General features: G+C 75.1%; 19 protein-coding genes. 6 read left to right on the forward strand and 13 right to left on the reverse strand.

Features of this window, described 5'->3' with window-relative positions; all coding sequences use genetic code 11:
• Positions 1–77: 77 nt before the first annotated feature.
• The 10 genes from ACFV61_RS24235 to ACFV61_RS24280 form a co-directional block, all read right to left on the reverse strand.
• Positions 78–1,187 carry a hypothetical protein gene (locus tag ACFV61_RS24235; protein WP_380493840.1) on the reverse strand — a complete coding sequence of 370 codons (1,110 nt, stop codon included), beginning with the start codon at positions 1,185–1,187 and terminating at the stop codon, positions 78–80.
• 501 nt (positions 1,188–1,688) lie between these two features.
• A complete protein-coding gene (car, locus tag ACFV61_RS24240; RefSeq protein ID WP_380493842.1) occupies positions 1,689–5,228 on the reverse strand; it encodes a carboxylic acid reductase in 3,540 nt (1,179 codons plus the stop codon).
• A 325-nt stretch (positions 5,229–5,553) separates the two neighbouring features.
• Positions 5,554–7,134, reverse strand: a complete 1,581-nt coding sequence (locus ACFV61_RS24245; RefSeq protein WP_380493844.1) for an MFS transporter — start codon at positions 7,132–7,134, stop codon at positions 5,554–5,556.
• Positions 7,131–7,736 carry a helix-turn-helix domain-containing protein gene (locus ACFV61_RS24250; RefSeq protein WP_363373430.1) on the reverse strand — a complete coding sequence of 202 codons (606 nt, stop codon included), beginning with the start codon at positions 7,734–7,736 and terminating at the stop codon, positions 7,131–7,133. Before ACFV61_RS24250 ends, ACFV61_RS24245 begins: the two co-directional genes overlap by 4 nt.
• 192 nt (positions 7,737–7,928) lie before the next feature.
• Complete coding sequence (locus ACFV61_RS24255; RefSeq protein ID WP_063346197.1) at positions 7,929–8,321, reverse strand: cell division protein SepF; 393 nt, start codon at positions 8,319–8,321, stop codon at positions 7,929–7,931.
• Between the two features lie 270 nt (positions 8,322–8,591).
• The gene (locus ACFV61_RS24260) at positions 8,592–9,107 is read right to left on the reverse strand and encodes a DinB family protein (RefSeq protein WP_063346196.1); all 516 of its coding nucleotides are present in this window, start codon (positions 9,105–9,107) and stop codon (positions 8,592–8,594) included.
• Between the two features lie 114 nt (positions 9,108–9,221).
• Positions 9,222–9,950 (reverse strand): TVP38/TMEM64 family protein, encoded by a 729-nt coding sequence (locus ACFV61_RS24265; protein WP_079135361.1) that lies wholly within the window; start codon positions 9,948–9,950, stop codon positions 9,222–9,224.
• Positions 9,951–10,003: 53 nt separating this feature from the next.
• Positions 10,004–10,576 carry an RICIN domain-containing protein gene (locus tag ACFV61_RS24270; protein WP_380493845.1) on the reverse strand — a complete coding sequence of 191 codons (573 nt, stop codon included), beginning with the start codon at positions 10,574–10,576 and terminating at the stop codon, positions 10,004–10,006.
• A complete protein-coding gene (locus ACFV61_RS24275) occupies positions 10,576–11,373 on the reverse strand; it encodes a dienelactone hydrolase family protein (protein WP_380493847.1) in 798 nt (265 codons plus the stop codon). The genes ACFV61_RS24270 and ACFV61_RS24275 overlap by 1 nt, the downstream gene beginning before the upstream one ends.
• A gap of 91 nt (positions 11,374–11,464) precedes the next feature.
• Positions 11,465–12,712, reverse strand: a complete 1,248-nt coding sequence (locus ACFV61_RS24280; protein WP_063346193.1) for an MFS transporter — start codon at positions 12,710–12,712, stop codon at positions 11,465–11,467.
• A gap of 230 nt (positions 12,713–12,942) precedes the next feature.
• Between ACFV61_RS24280 and ACFV61_RS24285 the strand changes: the two genes are divergently transcribed.
• From ACFV61_RS24285 to ACFV61_RS24305, 5 genes are all read left to right on the forward strand, one after another.
• Positions 12,943–14,136, forward strand: coding sequence for an ROK family transcriptional regulator (locus tag ACFV61_RS24285; RefSeq protein ID WP_063346192.1), 1,194 nt, complete (start codon positions 12,943–12,945; stop codon positions 14,134–14,136).
• A gap of 140 nt (positions 14,137–14,276) precedes the next feature.
• The gene (locus ACFV61_RS24290) at positions 14,277–14,693 is read left to right on the forward strand and encodes a molybdopterin-binding protein (RefSeq protein ID WP_380493849.1); all 417 of its coding nucleotides are present in this window, start codon (positions 14,277–14,279) and stop codon (positions 14,691–14,693) included.
• Between the two features lie 69 nt (positions 14,694–14,762).
• Positions 14,763–15,524 carry a glycerophosphodiester phosphodiesterase gene (locus ACFV61_RS24295; protein ID WP_380423954.1) on the forward strand — a complete coding sequence of 254 codons (762 nt, stop codon included), beginning with the start codon at positions 14,763–14,765 and terminating at the stop codon, positions 15,522–15,524.
• A gap of 293 nt (positions 15,525–15,817) precedes the next feature.
• Entirely contained in the window at positions 15,818–16,960 is a 1,143-nt protein-coding gene (locus ACFV61_RS24300; RefSeq protein WP_380493851.1) for an AI-2E family transporter, read from the forward strand.
• Positions 16,961–17,038: 78 nt separating this feature from the next.
• Entirely contained in the window at positions 17,039–17,932 is an 894-nt protein-coding gene (locus tag ACFV61_RS24305) for a virginiamycin B lyase (RefSeq protein WP_380493853.1), read from the forward strand.
• Here ACFV61_RS24305 and ACFV61_RS24310 read toward each other — a convergent pair.
• From ACFV61_RS24310 to ACFV61_RS24320, 3 genes are read right to left on the reverse strand one after another with little or no spacing between them, the layout of a single operon-like run.
• Positions 17,923–18,480 carry a GAF domain-containing protein gene (locus tag ACFV61_RS24310; protein ID WP_063346190.1) on the reverse strand — a complete coding sequence of 186 codons (558 nt, stop codon included), beginning with the start codon at positions 18,478–18,480 and terminating at the stop codon, positions 17,923–17,925. The genes ACFV61_RS24305 and ACFV61_RS24310 overlap by 10 nt on opposite strands.
• On the reverse strand, positions 18,464–19,408 hold the full coding sequence (locus tag ACFV61_RS24315; protein ID WP_380493855.1) for a S8 family serine peptidase: 945 nt from the start codon (positions 19,406–19,408) through the stop codon (positions 18,464–18,466). The genes ACFV61_RS24310 and ACFV61_RS24315 overlap by 17 nt, the downstream gene beginning before the upstream one ends.
• A complete protein-coding gene (locus ACFV61_RS24320; protein WP_380493857.1) occupies positions 19,405–22,515 on the reverse strand; it encodes an adenylate/guanylate cyclase domain-containing protein in 3,111 nt (1,036 codons plus the stop codon). Before ACFV61_RS24320 ends, ACFV61_RS24315 begins: the two co-directional genes overlap by 4 nt.
• Before the next feature lie 430 nt (positions 22,516–22,945).
• On the opposite strand from ACFV61_RS24320, the gene ACFV61_RS24325 reads away from it, so the two are divergent.
• Positions 22,946–23,119, forward strand: a complete 174-nt coding sequence (locus ACFV61_RS24325) for a hypothetical protein (RefSeq protein WP_159398320.1) — start codon at positions 22,946–22,948, stop codon at positions 23,117–23,119.
• Positions 23,120–23,278: the final 159 nt, after the last annotated feature.

Here is a 23,278-nt window from a genome sequence, read left to right on the forward strand (position 1 = left end):
GTGGCGGGTCGTGCGGCGGCGCGGGCGGGTTCTGGTCGGGGCCGCTGCCCAGCCGCGCCGCGCGCCACGGGTGTCTCCTACCAGGCGATCAGAACGTAGCCGGGGCCGCTCGGGTTGCTCCGCTGGCCGGTTTGGCCGCCGGTGCCGGCGCTTCCTGACTGTGAACTCGGGCTGGAGGGCCCCGTGGCGCCGCCGTTTCCTCCCCCGCCTCCCGCGTCGCCGGGGCCGCCGTTTCCACCGCTGCCGCCGACGCCGGTACCGGCGGGCGGGGTGACAGTGGCCGCCGGAGGCGCGGCCCCGGCACCACCCGTCCCGCCGGCACCGCCCGAACCGCCGGGTTGGCCGTAACCGGGGCTGCCCGGCCTTCCCTGGCCGCCGGTGACACCGTCGACACCCGCGGCACCGGACTGACCCGAGGTTCCGGGGTTACCGGCCAGTCCCGTGCCCGTTCCGGAGCACAGCTCCAAGCGGTCGGCGGGGGCCCCGGCGCCGCCTCCGCCCCCTGCGCCGGTGCCGCCGGAAACGCCCCCGGCACCGCCGGCGCCGCCCGAACCGCCGATCTTGCCGTTCTCCCCGCCCTGCCCCGCACGGCCGCCCGGGCCCGAGCCCCCGGCGGCCCCGTTACGGCCGGAAGGCGCCTCGATGAGGTCTTCAGGCCCCACGACCTGGGTGGTCGTAATGGCCGTGTCGGCGCCTCCGCCTCCGCCGCCCGCGCCGGTGGTGCCTGCTTTGCCGCTGGTGAAGGTGCTGCCGGCCGCGCCGCCGCGACCGCCCGCCCCACCGCCACCGCCGGCGCTCCGGTCGCCGCCACCGGCTACGAAGATTGTGAACGTGTCGCCTGCCGTGACGGTGAGTGTGCACTCCGTGTAGGCGCCGCTGCCGCCGCCACCGCCCGCGCCGCCGCCGCTGCCGCCCGCGCCTCCTCCTCCGCCACCGCCACCCACGGGGTTGGAGATCCCGGGCGCGTAGCTTCCGCCGCCACCCCCTCCCCCTCCGCCGCCGCCCCCGCCGCCACCCGCCCCGGCGCCGCCGCGGCCCCAGGCGTGAATGGTCATCTGGGTCACCCCGGCCGGGACCACGAACGTGGCGCTGCGGATCGCCGGTGGAAAACCCTGTTGACCGTGAGGTGCCGCGGCAGGAGCACCGGGCGTCGCCGCCATGGCCAGGCTGCACGGCAGCACGGCCATGGCAGTCGCGGCAACAGCGATCCTGCGACTCAGAGGAGTCCTGCAACTACGGAAAGTGCGCATGCGTCCCATGTTTCACACTTCCGCCTCCGCCGCCACGCCGACAGGTCCATCCAGGGTCAGCCGGCTGCGCGACCCTGGCTCCCGAACTCGGCTCGACCACGTGATGTGCCCGAGCTTTGAGCACGGCACCCCACCGCACCGCAGGGTGCCGAGCGCTGCGCCCCCACTCCTTCGGTTCACCGGGCGTGGGCGGCCCGATCTCTCTGCCGCCGGGAGGTCGACCAACTGCGGGAACAGCCCACCGGGGGTGCCGAGATGGCGTGACAGCCGGATGTGCCTACGCGTCGACCTGACGCGCGAGCCCCGCTACCCGTCGTGGGCAGCGGGGCTCGGACCAGGCGTGTGCGTCAGACCTCGCCGGCCTCGCCGAACTCGCCGGCCCGGACGGCGGCGACGAACGACGACCGGGCGGCGGCGGGGAAGGCGGGGGCGGACCGGCTACAGCAGGTGCTGCGCCCGGAGGTCCGCCACGTACTTGGTGATCAGGTCCCGCGAGAGGTGCGGGATGTCGTTCTCCTCGTTGAGGGCGGCCGCCCGGACCGCCGCGCGGAACCGGTCCGCCGGCAGGGCGGATCCGGGCAGCGGCTCCGACGGCGTGGCGAAGGCGTGCAGCAGGGGGAGCAGCGAGTGCTGCCGCTGGCGGTCGGGCAGAGCGCGTATGGCGCTCTCGAAGCGGTCGAGCCACTCGTCGTAGTCGTGGATGCGCGTCAGGGGGTGTCCGGCCGCCACCAGCCAGTCGACGAAGGTGTCGAGGGAGATTCCGTCCTCGTGCGGGTTCACGATGTTGAAGGTCCGGTACCCCTCCCGGGTGTCGTCGCCCAGCGCGGCGACGGCCTGCGCGGTGAAGTCCACGGGCAGCGCGTCGTAGTGCCCGCCGACATCGCCGGGGCCCCGGGCGTAGAAGCTGCCGGGGGCGATGCCGGTCGCCAGCAGGCTCAGCAGGAGGCGGGTGAACACGTCCGGGACGTTCAGCTGCCCCCGGTAACGCGGGTGGGCGAGGATCAGGTTCGAGCGGAACACGGCGACCGGGAGGCCGAACGTGTCGTGCGCCTCGCGCAGCAGCACCTCGCCCGCCCACTTGCTGGCCGCGTAGCCGTTCGCGTAGCCGCTGCCGAGGTCGCGCGTCCCGCAGGCCGTGCGGATGTCCGCGTCCTCGTCGGCCGCAGCCGTGGAGTCGAAGACGACGGCGACCGTCGACAGGTAGGTGAACTGTTTGGCCCTGGAGGTGACCGCGAGCCTGATCAGTTCGGCCGTGCCCAGCACGTTGGGGCCGAACAGCTGGTCGTAGGGCAGGACATGGTTGACGAGTGCCGCCGGGTGGACGATCAGGTCCACGGTGTCGGCCAGCCGCTGCCAGGTCTCCCGGTCGAGCCCGAGGTCGCTTTCCCCGACGTCGCCGGCGACCACCTCCAGGTGCGCGGCGGCCAGGCCGTGGTAGCGCCGGAGGAGCTCCGGGTCGCCGCTGTCGAAGGCCGCGTGGAGCCGGGCCCGGGCCGCCTCGTCGGTGGCGCCGCGGACCACGCAGACCAGTGTGCCGCCGCGCTGCGCGACGCGCTCCAGCCATTCGAGGCACAGGAAGCGGCCCAGGTAGCCGTTGGCGCCGGTCAGCAGGACGGTCCGGGCCTCGGGCAGCGGGCCCGTCGGCCGGCCGGTCCGCGTCGGGGTCCCCGGGTCGAGGAACGCGTCCAGCGTCAGGTCGCCCGCCGCGAGCCGCGTCGCGCCCGGTCCGTGGACCTGGTCGGCGGTCGGGCGCCGGTCGCCCGACGCGAGGGCGTTCTCGATGTGGTCGGCCACCCGCTCGAGCGTGTTGACCGGGTTGATGACGACGTCGACGGGGACGTCGACGCGGTAGACCTCCTTGAGCAGTTGGGAGAACGACAGTGCGGAGAGGCTGTCACCGCCGAGTTCGAGGAAGCGCGTCCCGGGGTGGACGTCGTCCTGCCGGTTTCCGAGCAGCGCGCGGGCGGCCAGGCACACGGTCTCCGGTACGGGCCGGGACGGGCCGACCTGGCGCAGTGCCCGGAGTTCGTCGCTCTCGCGCTCGGTCAGCTCGGCGTACAGGGCTTCGAGGCGCTCGCCGTAGCGCCTCGCCAGCGCGGGGCGCAGCAGCTTGCGCACCCCGGAGAGCAACCCGTTCTGCTGGCTGAACGGCTCGGTCTCGATGAGGAAGTCCCGTGGGATCTCGTACGAGTTGAGGCCCGCCTCGGTGCCGAGGCGGTGCAGGGACTCGCGCAGGAGCGACCTGAGGCGCGGGCCGTCCCCGGCGGCGAGGTCGAGCGCCTCCTGGGTGGGTACGATGACCGCGAGCAGGTAGGCGCGGGCGCTGTTGCCGTACACGAAGACCTGCTGGACGAGCGGACTGCCGGTGAAGAGGGCCTCCAGCCGGGAGGTGGCCACGAACTCGCCCTGCGACAGTTTGAGGACGTTGGAACGGCGGTCGACGTACACGAACTCGTCGGGGCCGGTGAGGGCCACGATGTCGCCTGTGCGGTAGAAGCCGTCCTCGTCGAAGACCTGGGCGGTGGCGTCCGGCTGCTGGAAGTAGCCGGGAACGAGGCGTTCCGACTTGACCAGCAGCTCGCCCCTGGGGTGCGGGGAATCGGTGCGGAAGTACCCCAGCTCGGGCACGTCCGCCAGCCGGTGGTCGGTCACCGGCGGGCGCAGTACCCGGCCGTCGAGCGAGACCAGTCCGGCTTCCGTCGACCCGTAGCCGTTGAACACCCTGATCCGCAGGCAGCTCTCCAGGAACGCCGCCAGCTCCGCGCTCATCGGGGCCGAGCCGTAGGTGGCCCACAGGAGGCGGCCGCCCAGGGTCTTCTCCCGCAGCTCCTCCTTCGCGCGGTCCGCCTGCCCGGCGGTGTCGCCCCCCGCCTCGCTCCGCTCGTTGCGGCGGGCCGACTCGCTCCGGTAGCGCTCGAAGAGCATGTCGCAGATGCGGGGCACCAGGATGAACTCGGTGGGCCGGACCAGGGAGAGGTCCACGAAGAGGGTCGACAGGTCGCTCGACGCCACGAAGTGGGCGGTGCCCCCCTTGGCGAGCGTGCCGAACAGCACGCCCCGTCCCATCATGTGGCTCAGGGGCAGGTAGTTGAGAACGATGGACGGCTGCGGCCCCTGGCCGGGCACGAAGTCGATCCAGAAGTGCTTGACGAGACGCTCGGTGTACACGGCGCCCTTGGGGGTGCCGGTGCTCCCCGAGGTGTAGATCAGCGCGCTGAGCGTGTCGGCCGTCGAGCCCTCGGGGACCCGGGGGAGCGGTGGCAGGCTCCTGCCCCGCTCGACGATCGACGCCAGCGCGTCCAGGGTGACACCGCGGCCCTGCGCCGCGAGCCGTCCGCGGGCGGCGTCCAGCGCCTTCTGGTGGTCGGTGACCTCCGGGCGGTGGCCGAGCACGACGATCCTGCCCAGTGACGGGGCGTCCGCCGCGACCTGGAGCGCGACGTCCAGGTGTGCCACGTCCACCGCCAGCAGGCGTGGTCCGGTCTGCGCGACGACGGGGGCCAGGTGTTCCGCCGAGGCGCCGGCCTGGAGGGGGACGCTCACCGCGCCGGAGCGGACGCAGGCCAGGTCCAGCACGGCGTACTCGGGGCTGGTGGAGCCGAGGAGGGCGACGAAGTCGCCCGGGCCCACGGCGTGGTCGGGGTGGTGGCGCCACTCGGAGGCCACCGCGCCGACGCGTTCCCACAGTTCGCCGTAGGTGACGGTGTCGAACCGGTCCAGGAGGCGCAGGGTGGTGCGGCCGGTGTCCGGGTCGGTCACCGGCTCGGTGGCGCGCTCGCCCAGGGCGGGGCGGTCCGCGTACCCCTCCATCACCGTGGCCACGAGGTCGGCGAGCGGTAGGCCCGGCCGCCGGATCGCCTCGCTGACGGCCTCCAGGGGTGCGGCGGCACGGAACTGCGGATCCGTCGCGTACAGGTGGGCGGTGCGTCGGGCGGTGCGTGCGTCGAGGTCGTCGGCCGGGGGCGGTAAGACGGGCATGGGTGTTCTCCTCTGCGGCCTCGAAGGCCTGGGCAAGGGGCGGGCGGTCTTCATTCTTCGGTGGAGGCCGGTTCGGTGGAAGTGAGTGGTGCCTGGACCCCGTGGTCGTGGGTGAGCCGGACGATCGCTGCCGCCGCGGTGCGGGCGCCGCTCTCGTCCTGGGCCTCGATCGCGTCGACGAGCCGCCGGTGCAGGTCGGCGTGCTCCTCGGCGGCGGTGGCGTCCCAGGGCAGGCCTCCCAGGGCGGAGGCGAGGGCCGTGCCGAGGTAGTCGTAGACCTCGATCAGGAGGTCGTTCCCGCCGGTGGCAGGGGAGTCGGGCGTGCCTACGCGTCGACCTTCTCCGGCTGCTCCGGCTTCTCCGGAGCGGGTACCTCGGACACGGCAGCCGCGCTGGTCGGGCTGTCCAGGCCCCGCAGCAGCCGCCAGGCCATCGCGGCGGCGCCGATCAGCAGGACGGCGGCCAGCAGGCCGGCGCTGTTCATGCCGTGCGTGAAGGACTCCCGGGCGCTCGCCAGCAGCGGCTCCGCGACGCCCTGCGGCAGTGCGTGCGCCGTCTCGACCGCCGCGCCCAGTGACTCGCCGGCCCGCGCCGCGGCCGCCGGATCCGTCCCGGCCGGGACGACGAGCCCGCCGGCGTAGATCGAACCGACCACCGAGCCGACCAGCGCGATACCGAGTGCGGTGCCCAGCTCGTACGCGGTCTCCGAGACCGCCGAGGCGGCGCCGGCCTTGTCGGCGGGCGAGGCGCTCAGCACCAGGTCGGCGCCGAGCGTGTAGACCACGCCCTCGGCCGTTCCGACCAGCAGGAAGGAGGCGGCCAGCAGCAGGTAGGTGGTGTCCTGCTGGAGCCAGCCGAGCACGCCCACGCCGAGGCCCATGGCCAGCAGGCAGCCGGTCAGCGCCGCCCGGGCGCCGGTGCGGCGCACCAGCCGGGCCGTCAGCAGGCCGCCGACGACGGCGCCGACGAAGGCCGGCAGCTCGGCCAGGCCGGCCCGCAGCGGCTCGTAGCCGCGGACCAGCTGGAGGTACTGCGAGGTCACGAAGACCACTCCGGACAGGCCGATCAGGGCGATCAGCGAGGCCAGCACGGCGGCGGTGAACCGCCGGTCGCGGAACAGTCGCACGTCCAGCAGCGGGGTCTCCAGCCGCAGCTGGCGGCGGACGAAGACGGTCAGCGCGGTGACGCCCAGCACGAAGGCGACCGGGACGTCCCAGCGCGCCACGCCGTGCGCGGCGGCCTCCTTGATCGCGTAGACCGTGCCGATCACCCCGGCCATCGACAGGGCGACGCTCAGCACGTCCCAGCGGCCCGGCTTCGGGTCCTTGGACTCCGGCAGCAGCCAGGCGCCGAGCACCAGCAGCAGGAGCAGGATCGGGATGTTCATGAGGAACACCGAACCCCACCAGAAGTGCTCCAGCAGCACCCCGCCGACCACCGGCCCGAGCGCGGCGCCGGCGGTGGCGGCCGCGCCCCAGATGCCGATCGCGGTGGCCCGCTCCCGGTCGTCCGGGAAGAGGCCGCGGATCAGCGACAGGGTCGAGGGCATGATCGTCGCGCCGGCGACGCCGAGCAGCGCGCGGGCCAGGATCAGCCAGCCGGCGCTGGGCGCGTAGGCGGCGAGCAGCGAGGCCGCGCCGAAGGCGGCCGAGCCGATCAGCAGCAGCTTCTTGCGGCCGATCCGGTCGCTGAGCGAGCCCATGCTGACCAGCAGGCCGGCCAGGACGAAGGAGTAGGAGTCGCCGATCCAGAGCAGCTGGGTGCCGCTGGGCTCCAGCGTCTCGCTGATGGAGGGGATGGCGAGGGAGAGGACGGTCGCGTCGAGGGCGACCACGGTGACGGCCAGGACGAGGACGGCGAGGCCGGTCCAGCGCTGGCGGGGGCTGGCAAGGACGGTACTGCTCATGGGGTATCGGTTTCCGGTGTGCGGGCCGAAGGTGCTGTGGGCGGGGGAGTGGCGGCGTCGGGCCGGCGCAGCGCGCCGCCGAGGAACAGCTCGGCGAGCGAGAAGGCGGCGTCGCGCGGGGCGAGGCGGCCGTCCTGGATGGCCCAGCCGACGCCGGCCACCAGGTCGAAGAAGGCCTCGCTCAGCCAGGCGGCGCTCAGCTCGATGCGGAACGTGCCCTGCTGTTGGCCGCGCAGGAAGAGCGCGTGCAGTCGAACGATCTGGAGCTCCCAGAGGTCGTTGACGCTGTCGTCGTCGTAGAGCTGGTTCTCGCCGGCCAGGAAGGCGCAGAGCGTGGCGTCCGGGACGGCGGCGTCGACCAGGCGGCGCAGCGCGGCCTCGGCGTCGCCGTCCTCGACGGCGGCGGTGTCCAGGGCGGCGGCGAACCGGCGCAGGCCGAGCAGGCCGACCTCGCGGATCAGGGCCTCGCGCCCGGGGAAGAGCCGGTGCAGGGTGGCGCGGCTGATCCCGGCGGCGCGCGCGATCTCGTCCAGGTGGGCGGTCGGGCGGCGGGAGAGCACGCCGACAGCGGCTTCCAGGACGGTGTCGCGATCGGTGGCCATGAATCGAGTGTAGGCCACATGAGACATGGATGTCTCAAAATTATGGCTGGCGTCTCGAATGAGGCGTTGACCGCCACGGTCGGGGCGGCAAAAAACCGGGGACGGCGGGTGCCGTCCCCGGTCGGGGTGCCGCTGTCGTGCGGCCGGTGCAGCTCGGTCGGTTCGGCCCGGTCGGGCCGTGCGCCGCCCGGATCAGCTCTGGTTGTAGAACCCGGTCTCGTCGAGCGGGCGGTCGATCACCATGACCTCGACGTCGGCCGGGGTGAGCAGGAACACCCGGCGGGCGATCCGCTCGATGCCGCCCTGGGTGCCGAAGATCAGCCCGGAGGCGAAGTCCACCATCCGCTTGGCCTCGGCTTCGTTCATCTCGGTGAGGTCCATGACCACCGGGATGCTCGCCCGGATGTGCTCGCCCACCGTGCGGGCCGCCTCGAAACCGGTCGGCCGCAGGGAGACGATCTTCGCGGGCGCGGGGACGGCCGGCATCGTCTCCTGATCGACCCACTCGTCCTCGTACACCGCGGCCGGGTAGTTCCCGGAGGGCATCAGCCACCCGTTGTGGTGCTCGTCGCGAAGTGCTCCCATGCCGCGCCTCCCTGCCTCGTCCCGTCCTGGTCCCCCGGGGCCGCGTGCCCTTTTTGACACGTCATCCACTCGTCGGAACTGTCCGAGTATCGCACTGTTCACCGGTCCCGTGCCCGCTCGCGGCCCCCGTACGAGTCGTGCCGCGACGGAAACCCGGGCGAACCCGGGCAACATCAGCGACGCGGCGGTGAGCCGTACGGTTGCGCGCGTAGACCATATCGGTCGGGGTCACCGCGCAATTGACCATCTGTCAACAATGAGGAAACGATTTCACTCGCCGGTGGTGCCGTCCACCAGTTCGCGCAGAAGATCGGCGTGGCCGTTGTGCCGCGCGTACTCCTCGACCATGTGCACCAGGATCCAGCGCAGCGTCACCTCCTCGCCGCGGCGCAGCCGCTTGCCGACGGTGTCCAGCGACAGGCCGGCGCTCGCGCGGCGGGCGGCCTCGACCTCGGCGCGCCAGGTGGCGAAGTCGGCCGCGACGTCGGCGGTGTCGACGTTGTTGAAGTCGCCGTCCTCGTCGGCCGCGGTCCAGTAGTGGTTCTCGGTGTACTCGTCGCCGCGAAGGATGGCCTGGAACCAGTACTGCTCCACCTCGGCCATGTGCCGGACGAGGCCGAGCAGCGAGAGGGCGGACGGCGGGGCGGAGCGCAGCCGCAGCTGGTCGTCGGTCAGGCCCTCGCACTTGAGCGCGAGGGTGCTGCGGTGGTAGTCGAGCCAGGCGGTGAGCATGGCGGTCTCGTCGGCCGCCATCGGCGGGTCCACCCGCGGGGAGAGTTCGGTCATGCGGGACATCCTGGTGCCCACCGACCGGCGGGCGCGAGCGAATTGTCGAGCGCCCCCCGAGTGCCTCGGAATCTCGGCCGGTCAGGGGGGTGTGGCGGTCAGGCGCTCAGGTGCTCAGGCGGCCGGTGCGCGGCGGCGGGCGGCCACGGCCCGCCACAGTCCGACCACGCTGCCCAGCACGAGCAGCGCGATCACCCCGGCCGACACCAGGAAGGCCGCCGAGCCCGGCTCGCCCGCGCTGGCCGCCGCCGTCACGTACACCGCCGTGGTCGGCACCACACCGATCGCGGTGGCGAACAGGAAGGGCGCGAAGCGCACCCCGGAGAAGGCCGCGCCGTAGTTGGCCGCCTGGAACGGCATGCCCGGCAGCAGCCGCAGTACCAGCACGCTGCGGAAGCCCTGCTCGGTGAAGCGCCGGTCCAGCGTGCCGAGCACCCGCCCGCGCAGGTACGGCCGCAGCGCCTCGCGCCCGAGGCCCCGGCCGAGTCCGAAGGCCATGGCCGCGCCCAGCGTGGTGCCGAGCACCGACAGCAGCACGCCCTGCTGGATGCCCAGCAGCAGCCCGGCGGCGGCGTTCAGCGCGGGCCGGGGGACGAAGGCGAGCGTGCCGACCGCGTACACGGTGGCGAACAGCGGCGCGAACCAGTACCCGGGCATCCGGTCGGCGAGGCCGCCGTTCAGCAGCGCCGTCGGGCTCCACAGCAGCAGCGATCCGGCCGCGGCGCCGAGCAGCACCACCAGCAGCGCGAACCGCCACCACGGCGAACGCGGCGCGGGGCCGGACGGCGGCTGCTCGACGGCGGGCGGGGTTGTTGCGGGCGCAGGCGGCGCGGGTGCGGGCACCGGCCGAGCCTAACCGGTGCCCGGACAGGACCTGGCGTCGAGGGCGGTCGCGGTCAGCTGTACGGGGGCTTCTCCGGGTTGTAGTGCCAGAACTGGTTGTCGCCGCTGTGGAACTCCCACTGGATCACCGGGGTGCCGTCGGTCAGGGCGCCGCCCGAGACGTCCAGGACGAGGCCGCTGTAGCCGTTCACGATCCGGCGGGGCGTGCCGGGGTGGCTGGCCGGGGGGTCGCTCCAGCTCTGGTTGGCGCCGCCGTCGCAGGTCCACTGGTCGGCCTGGGCGCCCCAGGTGGTGCTGAAGGCCGGGATGTCCAGGCACTTGCCGCTGTTCAGGTTCACCCAGCCGCGGGCGCTCTGGGTCCACTGCTGGTTGGCGCCGCCGGTGCAGGTCCAGATCCGGACCGGGGCGCCGTCGTCGGTGCGCCAGTCGGCGACCTCCAGGCACAGGTCGTCAGGGCCCGCGTACATGCCGGTGCGGATCTCGGCGGGCCCGAAGTCGGCGGCGGCCGCGGGGGTGGGCGGGGCGGTGAGCGCCACCGCGGCGGTGGCGAGGGCGGCCGTGGCGGCGGCGAGCCGCGCACGACGGGACAGCCGGGAAATGCCGGACAGGAGGGACAGGCGGGACATCAGAGCGTCCTCCGGGGGGTCGCGGATGCGGAGCGGTCGGCGAGGAATCCCAGCAGACGTCGCCAGGAGTCCTGGGCCGCGTCCGAGTATTCGACGGCGGAGAGCTCGAAGAAGTTGTGCGGCGCGCCGGGGTAGGTGACGAACTCGTGCGGGTTGCCGGCGGCGGTCAGGGCCGCGTCGAAGGCGTCGACGGTGGCGGGCGGGATGTGCTCGTCCGCGCCGCCCCAGAAGGCGAGGATCGGCGCGCTGAGGCCGGCCGCGAGCTGAGTGGGCCCCGGGGAACCGTTGATCGCGTCGGGGTATCCGTAGAAGCCGACCGCGCCGGCCAGCCCGAACCGGGGCGCGGCGGCGCGGAAGGCCTGCCGGCCGCCGAAGCAGAAGCCGAGCGCGACCACCTCGGCCGGCCCGCTTGCGCGCAGCCGGGCGAGGCCGGCGGCCAGGTCGGCGTCCAGGCCTTCGGGGGTGAGGGCGAGCAGGTGGCGGAGCAGGCCGGGCAGGTCGCCGAATTCCTCCGGGCGGCTTTCGGGATCGGCTCCGGCGGTGCGGCCGTAATAGTCGACGACGAGCGCGGGGTGGCCCTGTTCGGCGAGCCGGGCGGCGGTCTGCCGGTAGAAGCCGGAAAGGCCCTTGTTGTCCGGCAGGACGAGGACGCCGACCCCGGTGGCCACCTCGGGGCGGGCCAGGAAGGCGGCGAACTCGGTGCCGTCCGCCGAGGTCAGGGTGAGCGCCGCCGCCTCGGCCAGGGGCCAGAGCGCGGGGGTGACGGCGGGCGGGGCGGCGTCGGGGTCGTAGCACACGGGGTCCACCTCACGGATCGCGAAACCGCCGGGCGCGGAAAGCGCCCGGCGGTCGGCGATATTAGCGAGGAATTCCCCGGAATTTCCTAGATCATATCGCAGAGAGATCTTTTTTCGAAGTGCTTTCCGGTGACGTTGCGGTCACATTCTCGGCGCCGGATCCGGGGGAATTCCGTTCGGCCCGGCGCAGCGCCCCGGCGCTCAGCAGCAGTGCGAAGGCGAGCGCGGTGACCAGGCCGAAGGAGACGGTGAGCGAGGTCGCCTGGGCGAGGGCGCCGATGATCGCGGGCGCGACCAGGCCGGAGGTGTAGGTGACGGTGGCGACGCCCGCGATGGCCTGGCTGGGGTTGCTGCCGATCCGCCCGGCCGCCGCGAAGGCCAGCGGGACGGTGACCGCGATGCCGATGCCGATCAGGGCGAAGCCCGGGATGGCGAGCGCCGGGCTGTCGGCGGCCACCACCAGCAGGCCGCCGACGGTGGCGACGGCGCCGCCGAGACGGGTGGTGCGCACGGCGCCGAGCCGGCGGACCACCGCGTCGCCGCAGAGGCGGCTGACGGCCATGGTGAGCGAGAAGGCGGTGTAGGAGGCGGCCGCGACGGTGGCCGAGGCGCCGGTGACGTCCCGCAGGTAGACGCCGCTCCAGTCCATCGAGGCGCCTTCGGCGAAGACGGCGCAGAAGCCGACCAGTCCGATCACCAGCGAGCTGCGCGGCGGCAGTGCGAACCGCGGCGGCTCCTCCGCCCCCTCCGGCGCCCGCAGGTCGGGCAGGTTGCGGCAGACGGGCTGCGCGAGGGCGAGCAGCACGAGCGCGGTGACGGCCAGCTGGAGCCGGGCGTCGAGGTCGAGGTGGGCGGCCAGGATGCCGAAGCCGGAGGCCAGCAGCCCGCCGGCGCTCCACATCCCGTGCAGTCCGGACATGATCGAGCGGCCGAGCCGCTGTTCGATCTCCACGCCCTGCGCGTTCATCGCGACGTCCGCCATCCCGGCCGAGGCGCCGTACGCGAGCAGCGCCACGCACAGCACCGGCAGCGAGGGGGCGAGCGCGGGCAGGGCGAGGGCCAGGCACCAGAGCGAGATCAGTCCGCGGACGGCCGCCCGCCCGCCGTAGCGGTGGACGAACCGGCCGGCCAGCGGCATCGCGAGGGAGGAGCCGATGGCGGGCATCACCAGGGCCAGGCCGAGCTGGCCGGGGGAGAGGTCGAGGCGGTCCTGGATCCACGGGATGCGGGTGACGAAGCTGCCGCTGACGGCGCCGTGCACGCCGAAGACCAGGGCGATGCCCGCCCTGGCCCGGCGTGGGGAGGCCAGTGGCTCCAGTGAGTGTGCGGTCGTGCTCATCCGGCGTTCCCTCCCGGGTCGCGCAGGCGGGGCGGCGCGACGGTGCCCTGTGTGGGTGGTTGACGTGCTGGTGGGTGGTCTGGCGTGCCCGGCGGTGGTTCTGACGTGCCTGAGGGTGGTCTACGTGCAGGCCGTTCGGTCCGCGCGGCGGCGACGGCCGTCCGGCGGATGGTCCGATAAAATTATCAGGAAGGGACCCTGATAGAAACACTCTGGAAGGATGAGCCGCCATGACCACCGCGCGCACGGCCACGCCGAGCACCGCCCGGGCGATCAACGACCGGCTGGCCCTCAACCTGCTCCTCGAACAGGGCCCCCTGACCGCGACGGAGCTGCGCGACCTCACCGGCCTCTCCCGGCCGACCGTCGCCGACCTGCTCGACCGCCTCCAGCGCACCGGCCTGGTCGCCGTCGTCGGCGAGCGGGGCGAGCAGCGGCGCGGCCCCAACGCCCGGCTCTACGCGCTGGTCGCCTCCCGCGCCCACCTCGCCGCCTTCGACGTGCGCTCCGGCGGCGTCAGCCTGGTCGTCGCCGACCTCGCCGGGCGCACCCTCGCCAGCGCCGAGGTCCCGGTGCACGGCGACGGGACGCCCGACACCGCCCAGCACCTGGTGCGCACCCTGCTGGACACCGCCCGCGGCGTCGGCGTCGAACGGCTGCACACCGTCGCCGTCGGCGCCCCCGGACTGGTCGACCCCGCCACCGGCCGCCTCAACAGCACCGGGAAACTCCCCGCCTGGCACGCCGAACTGCTCGCCGAACTGCGCGGGCTGCCCGGCACCGAGGTGATCCTGGAGAACGAGGTCAACCTGGCCGGCCGGGCCGAGTACCGGATCGGCGCCGCCCGCGACCGCGACACCTTCGTGCTGCTCTGGCTCGGCCACGGCGTCGGCGCCGCCGTCGTCCTGGACGGCCGGCTGCGCCGGGGCTTCTCCGGCGGCACCGGCGAGATCGGCTTCCTGCCCGTCCCCGGCACCGGCGGCCTGCCCAGCGCCACCGGCTGCGACGGCGGCTTCCACAGCCTGGCCGGCAGCGCCGCCGTCTGCGAGCTCGCCCGCGCCCACGGACTTCCCGCCGGCGCCGCCGGGGACGCCCCCGCCGCCGAGGCGGCCGTCCGCGCCGCGCTGGACGCCCTCGGCCCGGACGGGCCCGGCGGGCCGTTCCTGGACGAGCTGGCCGCGCGGATCGCCGTCGGCGCCGCCAGCATCTGCGTCGTCCTCGACCCGGGCTGCGTGGTGCTCGGCGGCGAGCTCGGCCGGGCCGGCGGCGCCGAACTGGCCGGCCGGGTCGAACGGCGGCTGGCCGAGCTGTCGCCGCTGCGCACCGAGGTCCGGCCCGGCACGGCGGGTGGCGGCGCGGTGCTGGCCGGGGCCGTCCTCACCGCCGGGGACGCGGTGCGCCGCGACCTCTTCGGCGAGCCCTGACCCGCCTCGCTTGGCGGCCCCGGCCGCCGGTACGGCAGGATGACGGCGACGGCCCGCCGCGCGTGCGGCGTCCCCGTTCCCGTCCCACGTTCCCCGGGTCAGCCCCGGGGCAGTTCCCGAGTCAGTGTCAGGAGTCGCACATGGGCCAGTCCGAGGCGCCGGTCAACCCGTACCGCATCGGTGAAGCCGCGGCGCTGCTCGGGGTCAGTGCCGACACCATGCGGCGCTGGGTGGACGCGGGGCGGGTCGCGGCCGAGCGGGACGAGCACGGCCACCGGATCATCCCCGGCGTCGACCTCGCCGCCTTCGCCCGCGAGCTGGCCCGCCCGGAGAACGCCGAGGTCGAGGGCCGCCCGTCCTCGGCCCGCAACCGCTTCCCCGGGATCGTCACCCATGTGGTGCTCGGCGACGTCGCGGCCCAGGTGGAGGTCCAGGCGGGGCCCTTCCGGGTGGTGTCGCTGATCAGCCGGGAATCGGCGGAGGAGCTGAACCTCGTGCCCGGCGCCCCCGCCACCGCGGTCATCAAGTCCACCAATGTGATGATCGAGCGTCGTTAGCCGCGTGCCGCGCGCCGACGGCGCGTCGAGCCCCGTCCGTACCGGTTCCGAACGAGAGGCCCGCCCGGGATGTCCCACCCGCATCTGCCGACCACCCAGAGCGCCGTCCGCGCGGTCGGGGAACCGGCCACCGACCGCCGCCGGGTGCTCGCCGTCGCCCACCGCGGCGACCCGTACCGCCACCGCGAGAACACCCTGCCCTCCGTCGAGTCGGCGCTCGCCGCCGGCGCCGACGCCGTCGAGGTGGACGTCCAGCTCACCCGCGACCGGGTGCCCGTCCTGCTGCACGACCGCACCCTGGAACGCCTCTGGGGCGACCCGCGGTCGATCGGCCGGGTCACCACCGCGCAGCTCGACGAACTGCGCCGGGGGCCGCTCGCCGTCCCGACCCTCGCCGAGACGGTCAAGGTCGTCGCGGCCGCCGGAGGCCCCCGGCTGCTCATCGACCTCGACGACCCCGGCCCCGTCGCCGCCACCTGGTCGGTCGTCACCGGCCTCGGCGCCGAAGGGCTGGTCTCCTTCTGCGGCCCCGCCACCGCCATGCTCGCCGTCCGCGCGCTGGCGCCCGACGCCGAGATCGCCCTCACCTGGAAGGAGCCCCGGCTGCCCGTCCGGGCCCTGCTCGACGACCTGCGCCCGCGCTACCTCAACCCGCCGTTCGGCCTGGTCACCCCCGAGTTCACCGCCGCCGCCGCGGACGCCGGGCTCGCCGTCTCCACCTGGACCGCCGACCTGCGCCGCACCATGCGCCGGCTGCGCGACACCGGGGTCGCCTCCATCACCAGCAACCGGATCGGCGTGCTGCGCGCCGTCCTGGACGGCCGCCGGTGAGCCTGCCGCCTGCTGGTCGGGGTCGGCCGCTCCGGGTGGACGGGGGGCGTTCCGGGGCGAACTGAGGTCCGGCGCTCGAACGCGTCCGCCAGGGCGCTTCGTCCGATGAGGTGAGCTCCACCGGCTGCTCTGTACGCGACGGACGGGGGGCGGATTGAATCGGCTCCACCCTTGATCGGTTGGACGACGGCGTGCCGTTGTCGCCGGGGAGCCGGCCGGAAGCGGGCACGCTGACGGATCGTCCGCCGAGACGGGGTGATTCGGACTCGTCGACGAGCCAGGCGGAGGTGGCCGTGCCCGAGGAGCACCCGGCTGGGGAGGGCCCGGCGGTGGAACCCCGGTTCGTGGGCGGGGCCGCGCCGGACCCCCGCAGGCCGTACCTGATGCTGCCGCCGGTGGTCCGGCAGGCGGCCGCCTGGGCCGCGGCGGTGATCCTGCTGCTCGCCCTCGCCTCGCTGCTGGTCTTCGCGCTGGTCGAGCTGCGGGCCGCCACCGTGCCGGTGGTGCTGGCGCTGCTGGGGGCCTCGCTGCTCTATCCGGCGGTGCCGTGGATGGTCCGGCGGGGCGTGAACCGGGGGCTGGCCGCCGGGCTCACCTGCGTGCTGCTGGTTGCCGCCGTCAGCGGGGTGATCGCGCTGCTGGTCAACGCGCTGGTGCACAGCGCCCCGCAGATCGCCGAGTCCCTCCAGCAGGCGGGCAACCAGCTCGCCGCGTGGCTCGGCCCGACCGGGGAGAAGATCCGGCACGCGCTGGACAACGCCAAGGGGGAGACCAACTCGCTGGTCTCGACCGTCACCAACGGCGTGCTGTCCGGGCTGGGCCTGGCCACCCAGCTGATCGCCGGCGGCGTGCTGGCGCTCGCCCTGGTGTTCTTCTTCCTCCGGGACGGCCACCGCACCGGCGACACGATCCGCTCCTACCTGCCCGAGCGCAGCGCCGAGACCGTGATCGCCTGTGCCGAGCGGGCCTTCGACGCGATGGCCGGCTTCATGCGCGGCACCTCGCTGATCGCGCTGATCGACGCCACCTTCATCACCATCGGCCTGGTGGCGCTCGGGGTGCCCGGCGCGCCGGGGCTGGGCGCGCTGGTGTTCATGGGCGCCTACATCCCGTTCGTCGGGGCCTTCCTGTCCGGGGCGGCGTCCGTGCTGGTCGCGCTCGCCGACGGCGGGATCGGGACGGCGCTGTGGGCGCTCGGCGTGGTGATGGCGGTCCAGCTGTTCGAGGGCAACGTGCTCCAACCCCTCATCCAGAGCCGGACGGTGGAGCTGCACCCGGCCACCATCATGGTCGCCGTGGTGGCCGGCGCCGGGATCGCCGGCATCCTCGGGGCCCTGCTCGCCGTCCCGGTGTGCGCCGCCGGTGTGGGCATCGTCTCCGTCCTGCGCGGTGTCCCCGCTCCGCGGGCCGCCCGCCGCGCGGGGAACGGGGAGTAACCCGGTTGCCGGGGGCGGGGCGGGCGTGCGAGCATCACTAATGCGATAATAGTCGCGATAGTGAGGGTGGGGGTTCGCATGACACGGATCGCGGAGCTGATCGAGGTCGCCGAGGAGGGGGCCGGACCGTACGGGGTCGCCGTGGGGCCGGACGGGGGCGTGTGGTTCACGCTGGTGCACGCCGGGGAGATCGGACGGCTGGCGGCGGACGGCACGGTCGAGCGCTACGGCCTCGGGGCGCCGGAGTGCGGGCCCGCGGTGCTCACCGTCGGCCCGGACGGCGCGCTCTGGTTCACCCGGATGCGCGACCACCGGATCGGACGGATCGACACCGACGGGAAGACGAGCTCCTTCGCCGTCCCGACGGCGGGCGCCGGGCCGTACGGGATCGCGGCGGGGCCCGACGGGGCGCTCTGGTTCACCGAGCTGAACGCCGACCGGATCGGGCGGATCAACGTCGAGGGCGAGGTGACGGAGTACCCGCTGCCGCGGGCCGGGGCCTTCCCGTCGTTCATCACGGCCGGCCCGGACGGCGCGCTCTGGTGCACGCTCAACCAGGCGGACGCCGTCGCCCGGATCACCGTCGGGGGCGAGGTGGCCGTCCACCCGCTGCCCACCGGGGGCACCGCCCCCGTCGGGATCACCGCCGGGGCGGACGGCGCGCTCTGGTACGTCGGCATCGGCGGCGGGCTGGTCGGCCGGATCACGGCGGACGGCGAGGTCACCGAGTACCCGCTGGCCGACCGGGCGGCCCGGCCGCACGCGATCACCTGCGGCCCGGACGGCCGGCTCTGGTTCACCGAGTGGGGCGCCGGCCGGATCGGGGTGCTCGGCCCGGACGGGCAGCTCGACGGCCACCGGCTGCCCGGCCCGGCCGCCGAGCCGCACGGCATCGCCGTCGGCCCGGACGGCGCGGTGTACGCGGCGCTGGAGCGCGGATCGATCGCGCGGTTGGCGCCGCGTCAGGGCTGACGGCGCAGCAGCTCCTCCAGGTCGGCCAGCAGGTCGAGGGCGGCGGCGCGGTCGGGCACCGCCGCCGGGGCCGGGGAGCGCTCGGCGATGACCCGCAGGGCGGCGGCGGCCTGGCGGGCGAACAGGGCGAGCAGGTCCAGCTCGGGCAGGCTGGACCGGGCCTGCGGGGCCGGGTCCAGCACCTCCAGGACGCCCAGCACCCTGCTGCCGTGCGTCAGCGGCGCCGCCATCAGCGCGTTCGGAACGTACGCGGTGGACTCGGCGAAGGCCCGGTCGAAGGTGCGGCTCGCGCCCAGGTCGTCGACCACCATCGGCTCGCCCGAGGCGGCGACCCAGCCCGCGATGCCGCTGCCCGCCGGGAAGCGGCGGCCTACCAGGGACTCCTCGCCGCGCCCCGAGACGGCCTGGAACACCAGCTCCCCGGCCGCCTCGTCGAGCAGGCAGACCGAACCGGCCTCGGCGCCGAAGATCGCTCGGGCCACGTCCACCACGGACTGCAGCAGCTCGCGGGCCAGCGGGTCGACGGCGGGATCAGTGCTGAGGGTCATCGGGCGCCTCCGTGATGGGGGTGGACGGGGTGGGCTCGGTCGTCGAACTCCCGCCTGGGGGACGGTGAGGACCGGCCCCGGTGCCGACCTGGACGTTGGCTGCGGTGAGGTAGAGCGCGCTCTTCAGCTGGAAGGTCGTCAGCCTCGGGTGGCCGGACAGGATGCGGGCGCACAGCCCGGCGACGTACGGGGTGGCGAAGCTGTTGCCGGTGGTGCGGATGGTGGAGCCGCCGAGCCAGGGGACCCGGACGTTCTGGCCGGGGGCGAAGAACTCGACCGGCGGCGCCGGGTTGTACAGGTGCAGGGCCGGGTCGTCCTCCTGGTGGCTGCCGACCGAGATGACCGAGGAGAACCGCCAGGGGTAGCTCTCCACCGGGGTGTTGTGGGCGGAGGCGACGATCGCGGTGCGGGCGAAGAAGGCGTCGTCGGCGATCGCGTGCAGCTCCTCCAGGAAGCGGGTCCGGGTGGTGGAGAGGCTGAGGTTGACGACGTCGAAGCCCTGCTCGACGGCCCAGCGCAGCCCGGTGATCAGCATGTCGCCGGTGCCGGTGAAGCGTTCGCCGAGCACCCGGACGCTGTACAGCTCGCAGTCCGGGGCGGTGCGGCGGATGATGCCCGCGCAGGCGGTGCCGTGGCCGCAGGTGTCGCCGGTGCGGTCGGGGCGGACCACCAGCTCCCGGGTCGTCGGGTCCTTGACCACCACCCAGGAGCCGTTCAGCGGGCCGACCAGCGGGTGGTCCGGCTCGATGCCGGAGTCCACGACGCACACCCGCACACCCTTGCCGGTGCCCCCGCCGTCGGGGCCGGTGGTGTCGGGGCCGGCGCTGCCGTGGGCGGTGGTGTCGTGGGCGGTGGTGTCGGCGAGCACCGGCAGGTCCGCGGCGGCCCGGCCGCGCAGGCTCCAGGTGAGGCCGGCCGGGCCGCTCACCGGGCGCCCCCGAGCCGCTCGGCCCGGCGCACGCCCGGCAGGTGGCCCTTGGCGGCGAACCGGTCCCGGGCGGTGGCGGCCGCCACGGCGGCCTCGGCGCGCCGGTCGAGCAGCAGCAGCGCGTGGGCGCGGTCCAGCGCGGTGAGCGCCTGGAGCAGCAGCGACTCGGTGGCCTCGGCGGCCTGGGCGGCGGCCGCGGTCAGCTCCAGCGCCGGGTCGGCCTCACCCCGGGAGGCGGCGAGCCGGCCGCGCAGCGCGTCCAGCTCGATCGCCAGCACCGGCGGCAGCGCGGACGTGGCGTCGACGCCGTCCAGGTGGCGGGCGGCCGGGCCGGGGCGGTCGGTGTCCAGCAGGGCGCGGGCGGTGGTGAGGGCGAGCCGGGGCAGCGGGGCGGCGTTGCCCAGCCGGCGGGCGACCTCGGCGGCGTCGGCGAGCAGGTCCAGCGCCTGCCCGGTCTGGCCGGTGGCCGCCGCGGCCTGGGCGGTCAGGGCGGGCAGCGAGACCATCGCGTCGGCCAGCGACAGCTCCCCCGCCAGGCCGTTGGCCTCGGCCAGCAGCAGTTCGGCCTCACCGGGCCGGTCGCGCAGGGCGAGCAGGACGGCCAGCGGGCCGTTGAGCGCGACCCGCACCGTCCGGTGGCCGGCGCCGTGCCCGGCCAGCAGGGCCCGCAGCCGGAAGACGGCGTTCGGGACGGGCTCGGGGCCCGCCAGCAGGGAGGCGGCCAGCGCGGCCAGCACGGCGGCCCGGTCCAGCTCGGCGTCGGTGCGGGCTGCGTGGTCGAGGGCGTCGTCCAGCAGCCGTTCCGCCTCGGTGTGCCGGCCCGCCAGCAGGTGTTCCTCGGCCAGGCGCAGCCCGGCCCGGGCCTGGCCGAGGTCGTCCCGCAGGTCGATGAAGAGCGGGAGGACGGCGCGGGCGGTGGCGGCGGGCTGCTCCGGGCCGGGCGGCAGGCCGCGGGCGGCCAGCGCGAGCCGGGCGTGCGCGGCGTCCAGCGGGTCGGCGGCCGAGTCGCGGACCTGCGCCAGGACGGGCAGGGCCTCGTCGGCCCGGCCGAGCGCCAGCCGGGCCTCGCCGAGGCGGCGCAGCGTCGGGCCGGCGGTGCGCTCGTTCGGGTAGTGCAGCCGGACGGCGCGCTCCAGCAGGTCGGTGGCGGCGGGCAGGTCGGCGTGGGCGAGGGCGTGGGCGCCGGCCACGCCGAGGGCGGCCGCCGCGCGGGTGCGCAGGGCGTCCGTCCGGGCGTCCAGCAGGCCGAGTTCGAGCCGGTAGCGGTGGGCGCGCTCCAGGTGGCCGCCGACGGCGGCGTCCCCGGCGGCGCGGACGGCCGGCAGGTCGGCGGCGCGTTCGTGGCGCTCGGCGCGGGCCCGCTTGGACATCGACTGGTAGACCGACTCCTGGACCAGGCCGCTGCTGAACCGGAAGCTGGTGCCGGCCGGTTCGACCAGACGGCGCTCGGCCAGCCGGGCCAGCGCGGCGTGCAGCCGCGGCGGGGTGTCGTCGCCCGCGGGCAGGCCGGGGAGGCCGTCGAACGGACCGGTGAAGACGTCGTCCTCCGGGTCGGCGAAGGCGTCCTGGTCGGCGCCGCCGCGGGCGAGCTGGGCGAGTTCGGCGGCGGTGAAGGCGCGACCGAGCACGGCGGCCAGGTCCAGGGTGGTGCGCTCGTCGCGCTCCAGGTCGTCGATCCGCGCGCTGAGCAGCGCCCGGCCGGTGGGCGGGAGTTCGTCGGCGAGGGCGGGGCCGTCCGCCTCGGTGAGGGCGGCCAGCAGCTCCTCCAGGTGCAGCGGGTTGCCCTCGGCCCGCTCCAGCAGCCGGGTCGGCACCGCGTCCTGGTGGGCGCTCAGCTCCGTCAACTGGGCGGCCAGCAGCGCCGATTCGTCCCAGGACAGGCCGCCGACCGGCAGCGCCGGCAGCTCCGGGCGGGAGGCCGGCAGCTCCGGCCGGGCCAGGCACAGCAGCAGCACCGGGGCCTGGCCGAGGGCGGCGACCAGCCGCTCGGCGGCGTCCAGCAGCACCGGGCCGGCCCACTGGCAGTCGTCCAGGACCAGCACGGCCGGGCGCTCGACGGTCCGCCCGCGCAGGATCGCGGCCAGCCGGTCCAGGGACTGTTCGGCGCTCACCCCGGGTGCGGTGGCCTGCGCCAGCCGGTCCAGCGCCTCGGCGGGCGCGGGCGTCCCCGGGCCGCCGAGCAGGGCCCCGACGGCCTCCGCGAGCGGGGTCAGGACGCCCTGCTCGCCGTAGCTGCGGCAGCGGCCGGTGCCGCAGCGCGCGGTGTGCCGGCCCGTCCGCTCCTGCCACTCGCGCACCAGCCGGGTCTTGCCGATCCCGGCCTCGCCGACGACCAGCAGCAGTTCGGCGCCCTGGCCGCCGGACACCCGGGCCAGCGCGGCGTCCAGTTGGGCGAGTTCGCGCTCCCGCCCGACCAGCGGGACGTCGAAGCGGCGCAGCAGCTCGGGGTCGTCCTCGTCCAGCCCGACCAGGCGGTACGCGGTGACCGGCTCGGTCTTGCCCTTGAGCCGCAGCGGGCCGACCTCGTGCACCTGGGCGGCGGGCCCCGCCGCGCGCAGGGTCTGCGGGCCGATCAGCACCTGGCCGGGGGCGGCCTGGGTCTGCAGCCGGGCGGCGATGTTCACGGTCTCGCCGGAGATCAGGGCCTGGCGCGCCGAGGCGTCCGAACCCGCCACCACCTGGCCGGTGTTGACACCGATCCGGACGTCCAGGCGGACCCCGAGGGTGGCGTCCAGCTCGGTGTTGAGGTCCTCCAGGTCCTCCAGCATGGCGAGCGCGGCGGCCAGCGCCCGGTGGGCATCGTCCTCGCGGATCACCGGGACGCCGAACACCGCCATCACCGCGTCCCCGATGAACTTCTCCAAGGTGCCGCCGTGCGCCTCGATCTGACGGTGCATCCGTTCGAAGTAGCGCAGGATCACCTCGCGCAGCGTCTCCGGGTCGAGCGCGCCGGACAGGGCGGTGGAGTCGACCAGGTCGCAGAAGACCACCGTCACCAGCTTGCGCTCCTCGGCGGCCAGGTCGAGGGCGGCGGCCCGGGGGGTGCCGCAGGCGGGGCAGAACTGGTCGTTCGTGCTGGCGAGTTGGGCGCAGAGCGGGCAGGGCATGGTGGCAGTCCTTCGCTAGTCCTTCGCGGTGCGGGGAGTGCATCGGGGAGTACGTGGGGTTGGGGGAGTGCGCGGGGTCGGGGTGCGCATGGAGTCGGGGTGTGCGCGGAGCCGGGGTGCGCACGGAGCCGGGGTGGGCGTGGTCGGAGCCGGGCGTGCGGGCGTGCCGGGCCAGGCTCCCCGGCCCGGCTTCGGGCCCGGTTCGCGGCCGCCTTGCCGGCGGTATGGCCGCAGCCCGGAGCGGGTGCGCGGGCCCGGCGGACGGGCGCGGCAGGCCGGACGCCGCCGCCGCCGGCGCCCCGACCTGCGGCCATACCGGTGCCGTACCGGTTCCCAGGCCGTGCGCAGCCCCGCCTGCCTACCGTTTTCACCACGGCGGGCCACCACCCGTCGAACCCCCACCGATCAACCCAGTGAAGGGAGTTCAGCCATGGCCGAGAACATCGACCCGATCGTCGGCGAGGACAGCGAGGAGACTCCGGAGGTCGAGGCGCACGCCGCCAACGTCCTGGACCTCCAGGCGATGAAGGTCCTCCAGGAGGCCTCCGACGGCAGCTGCTTCAGCCTGATCAGCTACGTCAGCTCCGCCGAGACCTCCGCCTGACCAGCGGCAGGTCAGCGGTGTCCGGCGCGGGGGCGGGCGCACCACCGCCCCCGGCCGCCGGGCAGTGATTGGCTTCCGGGGCGGTCCCGCCCGTGCGGGACCCCCCCGGGCCCAAGGCACCCCCCAACCCCGCGGGCGGGCCTGGCGCCCACCAAGCGC

Source organism: Kitasatospora sp. NPDC059817, from assembly GCF_042731835.1.
Lineage (GTDB): Bacteria > Actinomycetota > Actinomycetes > Streptomycetales > Streptomycetaceae > Kitasatospora.